22 protein-coding genes are annotated in these 16,229 nt (G+C 44.2%); 16 read left to right on the top strand and 6 right to left on the bottom strand.

What is annotated here, in order from left to right:
- Positions 1 to 135: 135 nt before the first annotated feature.
- A complete protein-coding gene (locus tag ACFO3S_RS18605; protein WP_378099182.1) occupies positions 136 to 897 on the top strand; it encodes an MBL fold metallo-hydrolase in 762 nt (253 codons plus the stop codon).
- Between the two features lie 21 nt (positions 898 to 918).
- Positions 919 to 1,323 (top strand): ester cyclase, encoded by a 405-nt coding sequence (locus ACFO3S_RS18600; RefSeq protein ID WP_378099180.1) that lies wholly within the window; start codon positions 919 to 921, stop codon positions 1,321 to 1,323.
- Between the two features lie 41 nt (positions 1,324 to 1,364).
- Here ACFO3S_RS18600 and ACFO3S_RS18595 read toward each other — a convergent pair whose 3' ends face one another.
- From ACFO3S_RS18595 to ACFO3S_RS18585, 3 genes are all read right to left on the bottom strand, one after another.
- On the bottom strand, positions 1,365 to 1,913 hold the full coding sequence (locus ACFO3S_RS18595; RefSeq protein WP_378099178.1) for an NADPH-dependent FMN reductase: 549 nt from the start codon (positions 1,911 to 1,913) through the stop codon (positions 1,365 to 1,367).
- Between the two features lie 63 nt (positions 1,914 to 1,976).
- Positions 1,977 to 3,131, bottom strand: coding sequence for an MFS transporter (locus ACFO3S_RS18590; protein ID WP_378099176.1), 1,155 nt, complete (start codon positions 3,129 to 3,131; stop codon positions 1,977 to 1,979).
- A 55-nt stretch (positions 3,132 to 3,186) separates the two neighbouring features.
- Positions 3,187 to 3,771, bottom strand: a complete 585-nt coding sequence (locus tag ACFO3S_RS18585; protein WP_378099174.1) for a TetR/AcrR family transcriptional regulator — start codon at positions 3,769 to 3,771, stop codon at positions 3,187 to 3,189.
- A gap of 621 nt (positions 3,772 to 4,392) precedes the next feature.
- Here ACFO3S_RS18585 and ACFO3S_RS18580 point away from each other — a divergent pair.
- The 11 genes from ACFO3S_RS18580 to ACFO3S_RS18530 all read left to right on the top strand — a co-directional run bounded on the left by ACFO3S_RS18580 (position 4,393) and on the right by ACFO3S_RS18530 (position 11,806).
- Positions 4,393 to 5,538, top strand: a complete 1,146-nt coding sequence (locus tag ACFO3S_RS18580) for an MBL fold metallo-hydrolase (protein ID WP_378099172.1) — start codon at positions 4,393 to 4,395, stop codon at positions 5,536 to 5,538.
- A 43-nt stretch (positions 5,539 to 5,581) separates the two neighbouring features.
- Positions 5,582 to 6,367 (top strand): sulfite exporter TauE/SafE family protein, encoded by a 786-nt coding sequence (locus ACFO3S_RS18575; protein WP_378099170.1) that lies wholly within the window; start codon positions 5,582 to 5,584, stop codon positions 6,365 to 6,367.
- 15 nt (positions 6,368 to 6,382) lie between these two features.
- Positions 6,383 to 6,700 (top strand): rhodanese-like domain-containing protein, encoded by a 318-nt coding sequence (locus tag ACFO3S_RS18570; protein ID WP_378099168.1) that lies wholly within the window; start codon positions 6,383 to 6,385, stop codon positions 6,698 to 6,700.
- 18 nt (positions 6,701 to 6,718) lie between these two features.
- On the top strand, positions 6,719 to 7,297 hold the full coding sequence (locus ACFO3S_RS18565) for a sulfurtransferase TusA family protein (protein WP_378099166.1): 579 nt from the start codon (positions 6,719 to 6,721) through the stop codon (positions 7,295 to 7,297).
- A gap of 30 nt (positions 7,298 to 7,327) precedes the next feature.
- The gene (locus ACFO3S_RS18560; protein WP_378099164.1) at positions 7,328 to 7,726 is read left to right on the top strand and encodes a DsrE/DsrF/DrsH-like family protein; all 399 of its coding nucleotides are present in this window, start codon (positions 7,328 to 7,330) and stop codon (positions 7,724 to 7,726) included.
- Between the two features lie 16 nt (positions 7,727 to 7,742).
- On the top strand, positions 7,743 to 7,967 hold the full coding sequence (locus ACFO3S_RS18555; protein WP_378099162.1) for a sulfurtransferase TusA family protein: 225 nt from the start codon (positions 7,743 to 7,745) through the stop codon (positions 7,965 to 7,967).
- 55 nt (positions 7,968 to 8,022) lie between these two features.
- The gene (locus ACFO3S_RS18550) at positions 8,023 to 8,370 is read left to right on the top strand and encodes a rhodanese-like domain-containing protein (protein ID WP_378099160.1); all 348 of its coding nucleotides are present in this window, start codon (positions 8,023 to 8,025) and stop codon (positions 8,368 to 8,370) included.
- 80 nt (positions 8,371 to 8,450) lie between these two features.
- Positions 8,451 to 8,711, top strand: a complete 261-nt coding sequence (locus ACFO3S_RS18545; protein WP_378099158.1) for a metal-sensitive transcriptional regulator — start codon at positions 8,451 to 8,453, stop codon at positions 8,709 to 8,711.
- 646 nt (positions 8,712 to 9,357) lie between these two features.
- Positions 9,358 to 9,951 carry a TetR/AcrR family transcriptional regulator gene (locus ACFO3S_RS18540; protein ID WP_378099156.1) on the top strand — a complete coding sequence of 198 codons (594 nt, stop codon included), beginning with the start codon at positions 9,358 to 9,360 and terminating at the stop codon, positions 9,949 to 9,951.
- Between the two features lie 42 nt (positions 9,952 to 9,993).
- Positions 9,994 to 10,668 carry a YqeB family protein gene (locus tag ACFO3S_RS18535; protein ID WP_378099154.1) on the top strand — a complete coding sequence of 225 codons (675 nt, stop codon included), beginning with the start codon at positions 9,994 to 9,996 and terminating at the stop codon, positions 10,666 to 10,668.
- The gene (locus tag ACFO3S_RS18530) at positions 10,646 to 11,806 is read left to right on the top strand and encodes a DUF418 domain-containing protein (RefSeq protein WP_378099153.1); all 1,161 of its coding nucleotides are present in this window, start codon (positions 10,646 to 10,648) and stop codon (positions 11,804 to 11,806) included. The genes ACFO3S_RS18535 and ACFO3S_RS18530 overlap by 23 nt, the downstream gene beginning before the upstream one ends.
- A gap of 285 nt (positions 11,807 to 12,091) precedes the next feature.
- Here ACFO3S_RS18530 and ACFO3S_RS18525 read toward each other — a convergent pair whose 3' ends face one another.
- Positions 12,092 to 12,844: an SDR family NAD(P)-dependent oxidoreductase gene (locus tag ACFO3S_RS18525; protein ID WP_378099151.1), complete on the bottom strand. Its 753-nt coding sequence runs from the start codon at positions 12,842 to 12,844 to the stop codon at positions 12,092 to 12,094.
- Between the two features lie 496 nt (positions 12,845 to 13,340).
- On the opposite strand from ACFO3S_RS18525, the gene ACFO3S_RS18520 reads away from it, so the two are divergent.
- Entirely contained in the window at positions 13,341 to 13,955 is a 615-nt protein-coding gene (locus tag ACFO3S_RS18520) for a TetR/AcrR family transcriptional regulator (RefSeq protein ID WP_378099149.1), read from the top strand.
- A gap of 12 nt (positions 13,956 to 13,967) precedes the next feature.
- Here the strand turns inward: ACFO3S_RS18520 and ACFO3S_RS18515 are convergent, their stop codons facing one another.
- Positions 13,968 to 14,153, bottom strand: a complete 186-nt coding sequence (locus ACFO3S_RS18515) for an MATE family efflux transporter (protein ID WP_378099374.1) — start codon at positions 14,151 to 14,153, stop codon at positions 13,968 to 13,970.
- A gap of 56 nt (positions 14,154 to 14,209) precedes the next feature.
- Positions 14,210 to 14,482, bottom strand: coding sequence for a hypothetical protein (locus ACFO3S_RS18510; protein WP_378099148.1), 273 nt, complete (start codon positions 14,480 to 14,482; stop codon positions 14,210 to 14,212).
- Between the two features lie 53 nt (positions 14,483 to 14,535).
- On the opposite strand from ACFO3S_RS18510, the gene ACFO3S_RS18505 reads away from it, so the two are divergent.
- A complete protein-coding gene (locus ACFO3S_RS18505) occupies positions 14,536 to 15,045 on the top strand; it encodes a GTP-binding protein (RefSeq protein ID WP_378099372.1) in 510 nt (169 codons plus the stop codon).
- Positions 15,046 to 15,817: 772 nt separating this feature from the next.
- Positions 15,818 to 16,225 carry a DUF6075 family protein gene (locus ACFO3S_RS18500; protein WP_378099147.1) on the top strand — a complete coding sequence of 136 codons (408 nt, stop codon included), beginning with the start codon at positions 15,818 to 15,820 and terminating at the stop codon, positions 16,223 to 16,225.
- Positions 16,226 to 16,229: the final 4 nt, after the last annotated feature.

The following is a 16,229-nucleotide window of genomic DNA, read 5'->3' as shown; positions in this document are numbered from 1 at the left end:
AAAGTATCGATTGAAATCAAGGTTTTCTTTATCATTTTATTATACAGTAAACCTTATCCCCGAATAAGTGAATTTGTATTTATTTATTAGTTGCTGAGCAAACTATATCCTAATCAAAGAAAGGGAGATCATTCAATGAATATTCAACTCATTCGAAATGCAACACTGCTTGTCCATTATGCGGGAAAGAAATTTTTGATCGACCCATTTTTGGCAGAAAAGGGGACATATCCTCCGTTCCCTGATTCGTTAAGACAGGACCAAAAAAATCCGTTGGTTAGCTTGCCAACATCCATTGACCATATCATTAACCAATTGGATGCCGTGATTGTCACTCATCTGCATTTAGACCACTGGGATGATGCAGCAAAAGAGCTGTTGCCGAAGAAAATTAAACTGTTCGTACAAAATGAAGAAGATGCGTCGGAAGTAAGAAACGCCGGTTTCGAAAATGTTGAAGTTTTACAAGAAGATACAACCTTTGGAGATGTTCAATTAATTAAAACAAAAGGTGAACACGGAAGAGGAGAAATTTTAAAGCTTGCCGGCCATGTTTGCGGTGTTGTTTTTAAGCACTCGAGTGAAAAAACGCTGTATGTGGCTGGAGATACCGTTTGGTATGAAGCGGTTCAGGAAACCATCGAAACACAGAAACCTGAAGTCATCATTGTAAATGGGGGAGATAATCAGTTCCTGCAAGGCGGTTCTCTGGTGATGGGGAAAGAGGATATCTTCCGCGTGCATCAGGCGGCACCTAACGCGAAAATTATTTCTGTTCATATGGAGGCTGTAAACCATTGGACATTATCAAGGGAAGAATTGAAAAGCTTTATTCATGAAAAAGGGATCTCCTCTAATGTGTTAGTGCCCAATGACGGAGAAGCATTCACATTCTAATTCGAGGAGCGCGATAATACGATGTCGGTTGAGGCTAACAAGGATTTAGCACGTCGTTTTTATGAGACCATCGAGCAAGAGAACTATGATGCACTTAAAGATTTCTGCCATAAAGACTTTGTGTTTTACCCACAAGTTGATACACCGTTTCATGGCGTAGAAGGTCTAATAGAATCCGAAAAGAAAAATTTTGATGCCTTTCCAAGCTTCAAAATGCCAATAAAAGTTATGGTTGCTGAAGCGGATCAAGTAGCAGTGTATTTTATATTTGAAGGTACACATACAGGCACCCCATTTTTCGGGGTCCCCGCGTCGGGAAAAACTGTTAGATTCTCGCTTATGATGTTATTGCGGATTGTTGACGGCAAGATTATTGAGAAACGATCTCACGTTGATGTACACGATATTGTAAGGCAACTTAGCTAAACGCCGAGCTTTTAAAGTAAAGTTATGTTCTGTCAGTTTATTTAGCAGCGAACTGACTTTAATGCAGTAGACCAACTTATGACTTGATTCAACATGTCATTCACATGTGCGATGTGTAAGTTGGATGGTTTAAAAACCGTGTAATTTTCAAAATCCGTAAATAAATTTAGAGCGGGGTGTGTGCGAACATCCGCCACTTGTACTTCCGCAAGTATTCCACGTAAATGTTCAGCTGCTCGTGTTCCACCTGAGGAACCATAGCTGACAATACCAGCCGCTTTGTTGTACCATTCGGTACGTGCTGAATCAAGTGCATTTTTTAATACCCCTGTGATGCTGTGATTGTATTCGGCTGTAACGAAGACAAATCCGTCCAAACGGGATATTTTCTTAGCCCAAGCGGCCACTTGCTGCTCACCTGCAGGGTCTCCAAAGAACGGTAAGTTGTAGTCTACAAGATCTACGATTTCATATATTGCATCCCCGCGTTGGTCGGCAATTGTCTTGATCCAGTTCCCGACTTGCGGGCTAACTCTGCCTGGGCGCGAACTGCCGAGAATAATTCCAATCTCTAAATGAGTGGTTGTCATTGTCGCTTCCTCCTTGAAGGTGTAGATAGAATGAGATTAGACCTACATTGTCAAATGAATCTCCTAGTGGTTATCCGCCTCCTTTCTACGTAATAATGTCCGTCTAACAAAAACAATGAAAATTAACAATGACAGGAATCCGGAAACAGCACATACCGTAAATAGAAAGGGGTAACCCAAGAACTGAGAAACTAGTCCGAGCAGGATGGATCCCAACCCAATCCCTAAATCCATAGCCGTGAAAAAGGAAGCATTGGCCACTCCTTTTTTCGTAGGAGAAACTAGGTTGAGAATGGCTGCTTGAAGTGTGGGCTGCGCTGATCCAAACCCAATTCCATACAGAATTGCTGATACAATAACGCCGAGTAATCCGTTCGATAAACTTAAGAGGAGTAGAGCTGCGATTGTAACGAGTAAAGATGGGATAATAATTGAACCTTCGTTATAACGATCCGCAAGCTTTCCTGCTATAGGACGGGTGACGGTCAGCGCAATGGCATAGACCAAAAAGAAAGTACCTGCGTTAACATGAATCGACTCGGCGAACAGTGGCATGAATGTAGTAATGCCCCCATAGGTCAGAGCCAAGAAAAAAATAGCTATAGAAATGGGGAAGATGGATTTGTCAAAATATGCGATTTTTCCTTTGTTGTCCGACCGTAACACTGGAACCTTAGTCAGCAAAGCGATAAGAATCGCAGAAATCGATAAACAAAAAGCAACATGAATTAATTGGTTAAAAGAGTAGCTTTGGACCATCCATACGCCGATAATGGGCCCTATGGCCATGGATACAGTCATCGACAAGCCATACCATCCCATTCCCTCGCCTCGACGATGATCAGGAATCACATCGGTAATCGAAGTCCCGATGGCTGTGGTCGACATCGCCCATCCGAAGCCATGGAGTATTCGCAAAAGAAACAAGAATAGAATTCCGCTTGCCCAATTATATAGAAACATAGATATAGCAAAGACAATCAGTCCGGCGATGATAAAGAAGCGTCTGCCGTAACGATCCAATAACCCTCCAATAATCGGACGAGCAACAACTGCGGATAACGTAAAACTACCGATAATTAATCCGAGTTGTGATTCCTCAATACCTGATTCTTTAATATAAAGGGGTAAGGTAGGGAGGAGTAAATAAAATCCAAAGCATAAGAAAAACAAAGTCAAGATCAATCCAATAAACGATTTTGTCCATAGGCGTTCCAAACCACAAACCTCCCGATTAGTTAGTTATCATTAACTAACATATTACTTAAAAAAATTATGTTTTTAATCCCCTGCCTATTATAGCTATTGCCTCTTCTAAATCATCATCCAATATCGCTGACGCAGTTCCTTCCAACAGGGTGCTGGCAACAAACTTCCCATAATTATATCTCATGATTGTTAAGGCCTGGGCTTCTGGGTTGCCCTTAGCTACCTTGCCCTTTTGCTGCATGGTATGGAGATATTCAGTAACGATTTTCAGAAATTTTACAGCATTATTGTGCACGCTTAAGTGGATCTCAGGCATTGTTTTCCGTTCCATGATGGAAATTAAATATATTTTTTTGTTTCTCTTTAGCACATCATGATACAACTTGCTGATCATTAACAAATCAGTTTCTAGCTCATATGTGATGTTCTTTTGGATGATCTGCTCGATCGGTGCAGAGAATAAGTAACTATTAATAATGGCATCTAATATGGCTTTCTTAGAGCCAAATGTCCGAAATACGGTCATTTCACTGACGGATGCTGCGGAAGCGATTTCCTTAATCGTTACCGCCTTGTACCCCTTCTCAGACATTAAATCCACGGTAGAGGAAAGTATTTTATCGGCAGTGTTTTCTGATTTTATGCTCACGTATATCCCCCCCCTTCTTTTTAGTTAGTGGTAACTAACATTGCTCTTTGATAATACCCCTTTTAACGATGTTTGTCAATCGTCTTATAGGGGGCATGGGATTGCTCAATATGCTAAGCCAGGTATGTTCAGAGTGAAGGGCGAGCTAGCTGTTACGTACTTAAAAGCACATGCGGAGGTAACTGTGCAGTAGGTAAGCTCTGCTTAAAGAATCTGGGTAACGTTAAATGATCGGGCTGGAATCGGTGAAAATTTTAACGAATATTCATAACGTTACCCAGCTTCCTTAGCGACTAGCCGTCCCTTTGCCAGTCTTTCAGCCTTTTAGTTTTTGGACAGGCTCTTCTTTGTTTAAAAAGAGCAGAAAAATATAAACTGTTATTGCTTCAGAAAAACAGTAAAAGTATAAGGCTTGCCGAGGGGATTTTTCAACCAGGAATATTATAATATGATCCATGTCACTGTAATGGTTGACAGCGACGCGGAGATGAATTAGTATATACATATACCCCTATGGGTATTAATTTTCACTCATTTAAATACCCCACTAGGTATTGGAGATGATTATAAACTCCATAACAACAATATAAAACCAAACATGATTGAGGAGGCCGGTATTAAATGGTTACAGCCACAATAAAGCCTATGACTTCGGGACAACTGACAAAGAAGCTGCTTAAGAACGAGGAACTGTTCATACTCGATGTACGCAATACGTCGGAGTACGACAACTGGAGAATTGAAGGCGGAAAGATTGACATTATGAACATTCCTTACTTTGATTTGCTGGATGGGGTGGATTCTGCCTTCGATAAAATACCGAATGGCAAAGATATCTTGGTTGTTTGTGCGAAAGAGGGATCGTCTAAGTTCGTTGCCGAGCAGCTTGTTGAAGCAGGCAGAACAAACGTGTATTACTTGGAAGGCGGTATGAAGGCGTGGAGTGAATATTTGGAGCCGGTGAAGGTGGGGAGTTTGAAAGATGGCGGAGAGCTGTACCAATTCGTTCGAATCGGAAAGGGCTGTTTGTCTTACATGGTGATCTCCGGCAAGGAAGCTGCCGTAATTGATGCCGTACGGATGATAGATGTATTTGAGCAGTTTGCTGAACAGCGCGGCGTGCAGATTAAGCATACGCTTGACACGCACCTTCACGCAGACCATATTTCCGGTGGGAGATGGCTAGCCGAGAAAACGAATGCGAAGTACTGGCTGCCGCCGAGAGATGGGGCAGAAGTTACCTTCGAATACGAACCGCTGGATAACGGAGACGCGATTACGATTGGCAACACACTAATAAAAATGAAAGCTCTCCATTCGCCGGGACACACCATTGGCAGCACATCATTGATTGTCGATGATCAATATTTACTTACCGGAGACATCTTATTCATAGCTTCGATCGGTCGTCCCGATCTTGCGGGGAAAGCGGAGGATTGGGTCGATGATTTGCGAACAACGCTTTATCAAACCTACAAGAACCTGTCTGAGGATTTGATTGTTCTCCCCGCGCATTTCGGTCAAGTGACAGAGCTTGGTGAAGGCGGGAAGGTGTCCGCAAGATTGGGTGATTTGTACCGTTCAAATCCAGGGCTAAACATTCAAGACGATAAAGAGTTCCGAGTTACGGTCACAGAGCATCTTCCACCCCAACCGAATGCTTATCAGGAGATTCGACAAACAAACATGGGCCAATTGACCCCGAATGAAGAAGAACAACGTGAGATGGAGTTGGGGCCGAATCGTTGCGCAGTTCATGACAAATAAGAAGTGGTTGCATTTATTATGAAATACAGGAAGAAGGATTTCAATGGAACTCGATTTGGCATGGATACTCACTTTATTTGTAATAGGCTTTGCGGGGTCCTTTATCTCCGGAATGGTCGGAATCGGAGGATCCATCATCAATTATCCGATGCTCTTGTACATTCCGCCTGCGTTTAGCTTCATTGCTTTTACGGCGCAGGAAGTTTCGGCGGTGAGCGCGGTCCAGGTGTTTTTCGCGACGCTAGCCGGTATCTTCGCTTACCGGAAAGGGAGTTTCATCAATAAGCAGCTCGTTTTGTACATGGGTATCCCTATTATCATCGGAAGTTTTCTCGGAGGTTATGGCTCAAAATTTCTCCCCGATAGCGCGATTAATTTGACCTATGCCGTGTTGGCGCTGGTCGCCGCGGCGATGATGTTTATGCCGAAGAAGGGCGATGATGCCGGTAACCTGTCGAATCTGCAATTTAATAAGAGACTGGCATTCGGCGCTGCGGGATTCGTTGGAATGATGTCAGGTATTGTTGGTGCAGCCGGCGCATTTATAACGGTACCGATTATGCTCGTGTTGCTCAAGATTCCGACAAGGGTAGCGATTGCTTCTTCCTTGGTCATCACCTTCATTTCCTCGACCGGGACGGCGGCCGGCAAGATCATGGGCGGGCAACTGCTTTGGATTCCGTCTATCGTCATGGTCGTGGCGAGCATAATTGCATCGCCACTGGGGGCAAAAGTAGGGAAAACGATGAATATGAAAGTACTACAATGGGTCCTAGCCGGATTAATTTCAGCAACTGTCGTTAAAATTTGGTTTGAGATATTAATGTAGAGAGGATGAATAATTGTGGCGGGCAAATATTCGAAGGATATTCTTCCTGATGAAGTGAAACATCGTTTGGAACAAGGGGAAAAACTTCAGGTTGTGGATGTGCGAGAACCGGATGAGTGGACTTCCGGTCATATTCCCGGCGCGAGGCATATTCCGCTGGGGTCCATCCATCAAAGGCACATAGAACTGGATCTGAAGCAAGAATATATTATTGTTTGTCGCAGTGGCGGTCGCAGCTCGTTGGCTTGTGAGCTCCTGGAGGGGCTAGGTTATAAAGTGGCTAATATGCCCGGAGGCATGCTGGAGTGGGACGGGGATGTATCATATGACTAAGGTTGGGAGGAATGAAGAATGACAGCTGTGATTCAAACGAATCGTGTCTTGGATTGTGAAGGATTGGCATGTCCAATGCCGGTCGTAAAAACCAAGAAAACCATGGAGGAAATCCAAGCGGGTGAAGTGTTGGAGGTTCGCGCCACGGATAAAGGCTCCATTTCAGACCTGCAAAGCTGGGCGAGCCGCACGGGTCACCAGTATATTGGGTTGAAGGAAGCGAATGGTGTATTCCGTCACTTTTTGAGGAAAGCCTCGGAGCATGAGACAAAAACCGAAACGAAGTATCCTTATGTTATAAGTAACGAAGAATTAGCTGACAGGCTTGCTTCCGGCGAGACGGTCTGTGTGCTGGACGTGCGGGAACCTGCGGAATACAGTTTTGCGCGGATTCCCGGAGCGCTTTCCATACCGATGGGTGAACTTGAAGAGAAGCTGGGGCAACTGCAGCAGGATCAAGAATATTATGTCATTTGCAGATCGGGTTCCCGAAGTGATATAGCTTGTCAATTGCTTGTGGAGCGCGGGTTTTCAAAAGTAAAGAATGTCGTTCCCGGTATGTCTGGGTGGCAAGGAGCCACAGAAAGTGACGAATAAAATTTATTTACCCTTAAGGAGGACAATAACATGACAAACAAAAGAGTAGCAATTATCGCATCTTCCGCAGGCTTGGAAACAGCGTATAAGGTGCTGAATATCGCAACGGCCGCAGCAGCTCTAGACGCAGAAGTAGGGATTTTCTTTACCTTTGAAGGCTTATCGATCATTCACCGGAATTCGGAACAAATGCTCAGACTTAAGCCGGAAAATGCGGGTTTAACGGAAGGGTTTAAAAAAGCGAATGTTCCGACAATAGCACAATTGCTTGAGATTGCGAAGGAATCCGGCGTGCGGATGATCGCCTGTCAGATGACAGTTGATGCCATGGGATTCGCCAAAGAAGATTTCATCGATGGCATTGAAGTTGGAGGAGCGGCAGCTTTTCTCGATTATGCCTTCGATGCGCAAGTCACATTGAATTTTTAATGAGGAGGGAGAACGGGTGGCAGATATCGTTATCGATGCAAAGGGGTTAGTGTGCCCGATGCCGATTGTGAAGGCCAAGAAAGGAATCGACTCGATTCAGACAGGTCAACTTATGGAGCTGCAAACTACCGATAAGGGCTCCATGAACGACCTCCAAGCCTGGGTTAAGCAGACCAATCATGAGTTGGTTGATGTGAAAGAAGAGAATGGTATATTTACGTTCTTTGTGAAGAAAGGATAATGACACAAACGGATCGGGTGGCGCAGGCCACCCGATTTTTAAAGGAGGTCGTGTTATGAAGTGGTTATTATTACTGATGATTATCCCGGTGATCTATGAACTTCGAAATCAATGGCCAGTGAAAGGCCTTCATTATATAGATTATGCAGAATTAAGTTTAATAAAAGGTTCTAATCAGTTCAAATGGGTAGACATTCGCGAATCACCTGATTATTATAAGAATCATTTGGAAGACTCCATTCATATTTTCCTAGGCCGATTGCCATTTGTTTGGGCGAATCACATCCAACCAGGCGATAAAATTGTTTTGCTCGGCCGAAATCGAAGATCGATTAATATAGCCGCAAGAATTCTTGGAACAAAAGCAGGGGTAAATCCGAAGATATTTGCCTATGTTTTATAATTGCTGATAGAGATTAGGGTCATCAATGATGATTTTTGGGTTATAATATATACCTACACACGTATAAGGGGGTTGCAGAAATGAAATGTGATGAGAGTATGAAAAGAAGATTGCTTCGTGCAGAAGGACAAATTCGAGGCATACTCAAGATGATGGAAGAAGAGAAGAACTGTAAGGATGTGGTTAGCCAACTTGCAGCCGTGCGCAGTGCTATAGATAAAACGATGGCTCTTGTTGTGGCTGTGAATCTGGAGCAATGTATTCTGGAAGAACAAGCGTCGGGGGGGAATACTAGCAAAGTGGTGCAAGAAGCAGTAGAACTCTTGGTGAGAAGCAGGTAAGTGGTATTTTCTATTGCCAGAGTGACATGAAAGGGGGAGTGCTTTGTACACGATACAGATCGGCTCCTTTGTGCTCAACGGACAAATTATCCTACTTCTCGTATTCGGATGCTTCGGTTGGGTAACATTACATGATTATGTGAGGAAGCTGCTTACTGAAGATGACTTCACTACAATCCTTTTTAATGCTTTTCTGATTTGGCTCTTGGCTTGGAAAGGGAGCTTCTATTTCTGGAGCCTCTGGAGACGATCAAGCATCCGGCTTTGCCTCCGTCACTGGAGCCTAGCATGAAGAAATTTGGTGTCAGATCAGCTGAAGGTGACGGAATAATATTTTTCAAAGGATTGTCATCTGCAAAACCACAAGAAAACGCATCGAGTTGCCTGAAGAAGATAGACAGATATGATCAGGCCCTCTTGTCAAGAAGCGATATATGCCTAGAAGGAATGGGCAGCTATTACAGGAGCATTTCCCGTGGTTGCTGCCCGTTTTTCAAATTCAAATTTCATAATCTTAAGGGACGGCAAAGTCCTGGACGTAAGATCTCATTTGACAAACCGATTGTCTTCAGCTAAAATTTGATTATACAACCAATTAATATTTTGATCGAACAATTAAAAAGTATCTAAGAGGAGCAGAGTGAATATGGCAGATTCTTTGATTGCAGAAGCCAGAAGAGAACAAATTATTCGTGCATGTATTGATACACTGGAAGAGGTTGGATACAACAACTTGAGTTTAACGAAGGTGGCAAGAAAGGCCGGGATTAGCACAGGGCTGATTTCTTATCATTTTCATGACAAGCTTGATCTAATTAATCATACGTTGCATTTTTTAGTTGCTAAGCAGCTTGACTTTATTAGCGGGAAGGTTGTGCTAGCTCATACTCCGACGGGCCAACTGGAAGCTTATATTGAGGCGCATCTGGCGTATCAAGAAACCCATTCCAACGATAATATTGCCTTGATTGAGATTGTCTTTAATGCCCGAAATGAAGATGATGTGGCCTATTACAGAATGGGGGAGGAGAATGAAGAAGATGAACTTAAAACAATGTTATTGGATATTCTCAAGGAAGGCCAACAAAAGGATGAGTTTACTCAAAGCTTTCAACCCGAAATTGTAGCTTCCATTATTGCGGGAGCAATCGAAGAAAGGATGCTGAGGGTCAATTCGCCTATCCCTACGGAGCAATACGCGGATGAACTTATTAAAATGGTGAAGAGGCTCATTGTCTGATGGAGCGTTTCACACGATTCAGCGAGGAGGGGAGTGCAAATCATGAAGAACACCAGCGTGATTGGATTGGGATTTGTAGAGAAACTGCTTGTTGGAATTGGCCCTATCCTGATGGGAGCCATCGGATGGTTTATCCCCCGGTTGCTAGAGTTGCTTAAGAAACTGCCTTTTCTTGCGGAAGCACGAGTTATAGAGCTCTTAGATTCCTTTAATCCTGTTTGGGTTTCAATTATTTGTATGTGCATTGGCCTCATTGCAGGCATTCTTTTTTCTTTAACAATCTATAGTGAAGCTTTAAAAATGAGAATTAGTTCAGAAGACATCCATGTAAGTAAGGATGACCAGGTAAAGCAAATCGCCAGGGCTAATGTAAAAGCCGTTTATGCAGACCAGCGTCAAGTGGTGGTCATCGACCAAGCAGATCGAGAATGGTTGTGTGAACTTTCAGACATACCTCCAAGCAAACTGAAAGACACCTTCTTGTTCCATGATTTCCCATGGGTGGATCATGATCCGTATGAACCCGAGTATAAACTGTGGAAATTGGAAGATGAGCGGTTCAACTCGAGTGCGAATGCAATATTGTATGAAAGACGAAACGCGCTTCGGGACGGAGATAAGAAAAAAGCGAAGCATCTGCGCAAGGATTTGAACGAGTTAGGGATCTTTGTCAAAGACCAGGGTGAAGAGCAGTATGTCCGATCCATTAAACAATAGCACAGCAGGCAGTGCAAAGCGTGCCGTTTCATTAGATCTGGCCAGAGGCGCGATGCTGCTCCTCATTGCGCTTGCGCATGCCCCATTATATTTGTACGCCAGCGAACCAGGGATCATGCATCGGGTGGCAGGCGTCACCTTTTTTGATCAAGCCGTGAATGTCTTGGGCGTGCTTGTGATCGATAACCGGGCCAGAGCGATGTTTGCCGTTCTGTTTGGGTACGGACTAGTTTTAGCTTTTAAGAGTCAAATTTCGAAAGGGAAAAGCGAGCAAGTTGCCTTAAAGACGACACGACGACGCTCCTGGTATTTGATTGGATTTGGCATCGTGCTAGCGGTCCTCATTGGCGGTCAAGATATTCTGATGGCCTATGGGATCGCCGGACTTCTTGTCAGCCCGCTGTTAACGCGAGAGATCAAACCTCTCATTCGCATCTTGATGTTGATCACGTTGTTCTATATCCTGTTCATTCCGATATTGTGGGGTTTCAATATGCAAAACATCGGAGGGTACGGTTTTCCGTCGGAGGTTGCAGCGAATGACACCTTGCTTGGTACATCCATGATTAGATTCATTACGTTTCCTGTTATTCCAATCTCGATTCATGTTATGTTCCCGATTTTGCCTTCCGTCCTGCTCGGGATGTGGATGGCCAGGCATCAACTATTGACCAAGCTGGAACAGCAGATAAACATCCTTAAGCTCATAACCGGAATAGGATTAACGGTTTCCTTACTGGGAGCGCTGCCTTTGGCCTTAATCGGCGCCGTATGGCATCCCGAGTTATTTACCGCCGGTTTACTGAACGGATTGCATATCGTAACCGGAATCGCAGGAGGGGTGGCTTATGCGGCGATCTTCGGGATCATGGGTGCAAAGTTAGTGAAGCCAGGGCACTTTGTATTCTCGTTAGTTGCTTTAGGGAAGCGTTCATTAACATTTTTTGTTTGGAATGAAGCGATGCTCGTTTTATTTTTATCACCGGCAGCGCTTGATTTAGGAGGACATGTAAGTAACGGTATCGCTGCTTTGATTGCTGTGGGTATTTGGGGAATTTCTGTTCTATTGGCTACCATATTAGAAATAAATCATCTGAACGGACCATTAGAACGAGTATTAAGGCGATTTGTGTATTGAAACTTCATGACAACTGTGTCTTTTCGAGTAATAATTTTATGAACTTTGAGAATGCACGAATAGTGGCAGGACCATCATGAGGATCGTTACGATCTGTGTGTGGAGGAAACTGCCGCGGGATAGGCAATTACTTGCAAACATGGGCGCAACTAGACTTGGCTGGCTAGCGCGCCGCATTAGCAGGCCAGTTAGATGGACTAGATCATGGCTGACTTAGATCAAAACTTGAAGCGTCGCAGCCTTAAATTCATTAGATAACAACGGGCCCCTCGCGAAAGGATCGTCTTACATCGCCGTGAATCCGCCATCGGCCATTATCGCTGCCCCGGTCATGATGGCGGAGTCGTCCGATGCGAGGAACACGGCGATATTCGCGACTTGCTCCGGCGTCCCCAATCCGAGCGGCTGCCACTCCGCAATTTCTTCTACAAACGCCTCTTTCCCGCCATAGGCTTCATAATACGTTTCGGCCATCGGCGTATCGATCATCCCGGGACAAATGCAATTGGCGCGTATGCCGTCCGTGGCGTGCTCTACGGCAATTACTTTCGTCAATGCGAGTACGCCGGCTTTGCTGGCACAATACGCCGCCATGTCGGCTTCTGCCACGACGGAGGCGATCGATCCCCAGTTGATGATCGAGCCGCCGCCGGATTCTCGAATGTAAGGAATGGCTGCCCGGCAAACGTAGTAGACGCCGGTCAAATTCACAGCGATGGTTCGGCGCCAATTTGCATTCGTCGTCTGCAGCAGGGGAGCTCCCGTTGCTATGCCGGCGCAATTGCACAAGATATGAAGGCCGCCGTATCGCCGAATGCCGGCACGGACGGCATCGGCAACTTCATTTTGCTTGCTGACATCGCAACGGATGGCGGTTATCTCATCCGAGAACGGTGCAGCCATACTCGATAAGCCCGATTCATTGACATCAAGGGCGATAACCTTTGCGCCTTCCCCCAACATGGCCAACGCTGCGGTGCGTCCCATACCGGAAGCCGCCCCCGTAACCAACGCGATCTTGCCTTCCAACCGTCTCATTCCATTCTCCTCCTTGAGTGTCTTGGTAACCTTGCTGTCATCATACCCTTTCCTTTTATATGGACAACACGGATATTTAGTCAAATCGAACGATCTGGAGCGATGTAGCCGCATATAGGGGCGATTTCTCGCGATTTCTCGGCTTTTCTGCTGTTTTCTGCCAATGCAGTCGAGGGAAATCGCGAGCAACTTGGGCGTGATCGGTTGGCGGGAATCGGGGACGGATGGTTCGGGCAGTTGCGTAACGATTGCGTTCGCGCAGGTTCCCTTCTTTTCTGGTTTCACACCCATCTTTCTGAGCTATTATAAGATGATTCCCTTGCTTTTTGGGGGCTGCGGATTTTTTTAGAGGAATCCTTCCGAATAAATGATCAATATAAAAATGGATTATATAGTGGGATAACGAAAACCGATTGAATCTGTTAACACATTGTTTTATAATGACTGTAAAGTCATAAAGTGAATTTAAATTCTAAGAAGGGAGATACTACGAAATATGACGCCAAGAATTTCTTTGAAGGAAAAACAGCGTGAGGAGCGAGAACGACTTATTCTAGATTACGCTGAAAAGGTGTTGCTGGAAAAAGGCTACCACGATGTCAGTATGGATGAGATTGCTGCTGGGGTTGGTGTTGCTAAAGGCACATTATACTTACACTTCCCAAAGAAAGAGGATCTTGTTTATGCGTTGGTGAAGCCCAGAATGCAGTCGTTTCTCGGTTCCGTCGAAGAAGCGAAAGCTCTTGCGAATGGTCCAAAAGAAAAGCTCGAATATCTCCTGCAACGTGAATTGACTGGGGTCTTTTTTCAATTTTTGCTGAAGAGCAGTTCCGACATGACCACGCTCTTCAAATCGTACGAAACGGAGATCAATGAAATTCTCCCCCGAATCTTTAGCGGCATACATGAGATTTTGAACGAAGGAAAAAGTGAAGGGTTATTCGATCTCGAATTACCGGTCGAGTTTATGTCTTCTGCTTTCATTAACTTGTTTGAGCCACATTTGTATAAGGAAATGGTTGAGGTTAGAAGGATGCCGGTAGAAGCATACATTCGACATACTGCAAACTTGTTTTTCCGAGGAATTATGAAATCAAAGGAGATGAAATAACATGAGAAATTATCAAGAAATGATGAATTTGAAGTTCGGGGAAGTCCTCACGGAGGAACAATTCATAATCAAGAAGAACAGAAGCGTGTTTGCACCCGATGTAGCCGCCAGTGCCTGCTCCCCTAAAAGCTGCCCGACCCATATCGAATTCACAAGCCCGTTAAGCGACTGAAGTGCATTTCCAATTAGAAATGGCATTGCAAAAAAGAACAACGTTTTTCCGATCGGACCGGTTGTTAAGGCTGTGTTTCGATTCATTTACCTAACTTGCCCTTCTTTTGGATGTGCTGATCAAACGACTCTAGCCGCGCTTCAAATTCTTTGGGACTCATTCCAAAAATCTGATTCAATAGCTCGAACTGCTCCGGGTAAGGACCTTCCCCTTCTTTACGGTGCGCCAACTCGCTTGAACTCAAAACCTCTTCCAATGCGGATAGAAAAACGATTTCCTGAAGCCATTTCGCAATGGCACCGTAAGGGATCCGGGAGAACGTATCATTTGATACGGGATCAAATCCGATGCGCATCCATGCTCTTAGTTAATAAGTCCGACCTGATAAGCACAACGGAGTTAGATGAAATGAAACAAATCATTCATCTGGTCAATCCGGTAGCTGCTATTTATTCCACGGTCTATTGTGAGTTCGATCAATCTTGGATAGAAGGAGTTCTACAAGCGCATGAGTTTGTTCCTGTTCAAGAAGGTCAGCATCATAATGAAGAAAATGTACAGCATACATGCGAACATCACCACCATGACCATGAGCATGATCACCACCATGACTATGATCATGATGGGAATCACTCGCATTCCTACGATCATGTCATGGTCTATACGCATTATTTTAATCAACCGATTGACAGTGAACGTTTCGAACAGTTCGTAAGCCAATTGCCGGACAAGGTTTATCGGGCAAAAGGTATTTTTACCTCAGCAGAAACTGGGGAACGCATGTTGTTTCAATTTGCATACCGACAATTGGAGTTATTTCGCATTCAGCCGCAAGGGAAGGTGCATGATGTAGCTGTTTTTATGGGGGAACAATTTTCTCAAAATGAGTTGAAACTGGAGCTAGATACAACAATCTAAAAAACGTTTATAAGCCTGAACCGAAGTGGCATTTAAGTTTGTGATCTGGTAGAGGAAGCATGAAAGCGGAGTGGAAAGTAGAAACATTCGCTGGGCATGAGGCAGTCGGTTTCGCCTGATCACTTGCGAAGGGGATCGATTATAGGAATGCTTTCTAGTGCGACGAAGCAACGCGAAGGATTTTTCTGTAATATAACGCTAAGTGCATGCGCCTTCCTTGTGCATAATTGAGGGTGGCTTCTACTTCACTTGGTGCTACAACTTCAAGCAGGGGATATCGTTAAGCCTAATCAATGATACTCTTGATCCAATCCATTTGTGCCAACCTTTAAAGTTTAATGCTATTGTTCAGGATTTTTTTGAATACCATGGGTATCATTAACATGTTGAAAGTGAATAGCTCAATAACTAAAGTCAACCCATCAGTGATCATAAGCACGATGGGTTGATTCCATTGATCGTATAAAATTTCTTTCCCTCGCTCAAATTATTCGATCCAAGCAAGATTTGCCTTCTGCCACTGGGTCTCTCAAAGTTTGAAAACAGTCCGGTTCCATACATATGTAATCAAATTTAGTAAATCCGTTATGACAGCTCCCACATACCCTCCTCCAGATGCCGCATGACGATTTTGTGTCATGATTAGTGTCCTTATAATAATTTTAATCTTATAAAGTACCCGATTTGAACTCCAAAATGAAAGGGTTAGTAAAGAAGCCTTGTTTTCATTGGCTCTTTTGCTGTCACAAATCATTTTGAGAGGAGAAAATGTATGATGCCTACCCTGTTTCGTGACTCCGAACATGAATCCTTCTACTATCGAATGTTGGCAGAACGTCAATGCTCGGATAGTTATCACCGTTCATTATTCTATACGTTAGGAATATCGAAAGATACCCGCGTCCATATTCACGATGTATTCGATTTTTTAAATGGCGGCATTAAACCGGAAAGCTTATCCGCTTCTTGGCAAACCGGAAGCTCTATCCGAACATGCCGATTAGCGTTTAATCTTTGGAATGGTTGGAGCCAGACCGGAGAGGAACGCTATTCAACTCCGCACGAACTTTTCGATTGTGGCTTTGCTCTTTACTTCTTTGAAGCTATACGCCTTCGCTATCCGGATTATTGCAGGAACCAAACGGCAGACTTCAAGCCGAAAAGCGAGCGAACCCGATAAATAT

It is taken from the genome of Cohnella hongkongensis (assembly GCF_042654645.1).
Classification (GTDB): Bacteria; Bacillota; Bacilli; order Paenibacillales; family Paenibacillaceae; genus Cohnella; species Cohnella hongkongensis.
The sequence above is the reverse complement of the archived record's forward strand: the minus strand, read 5'-3'. Positions and strand labels throughout refer to the sequence as shown.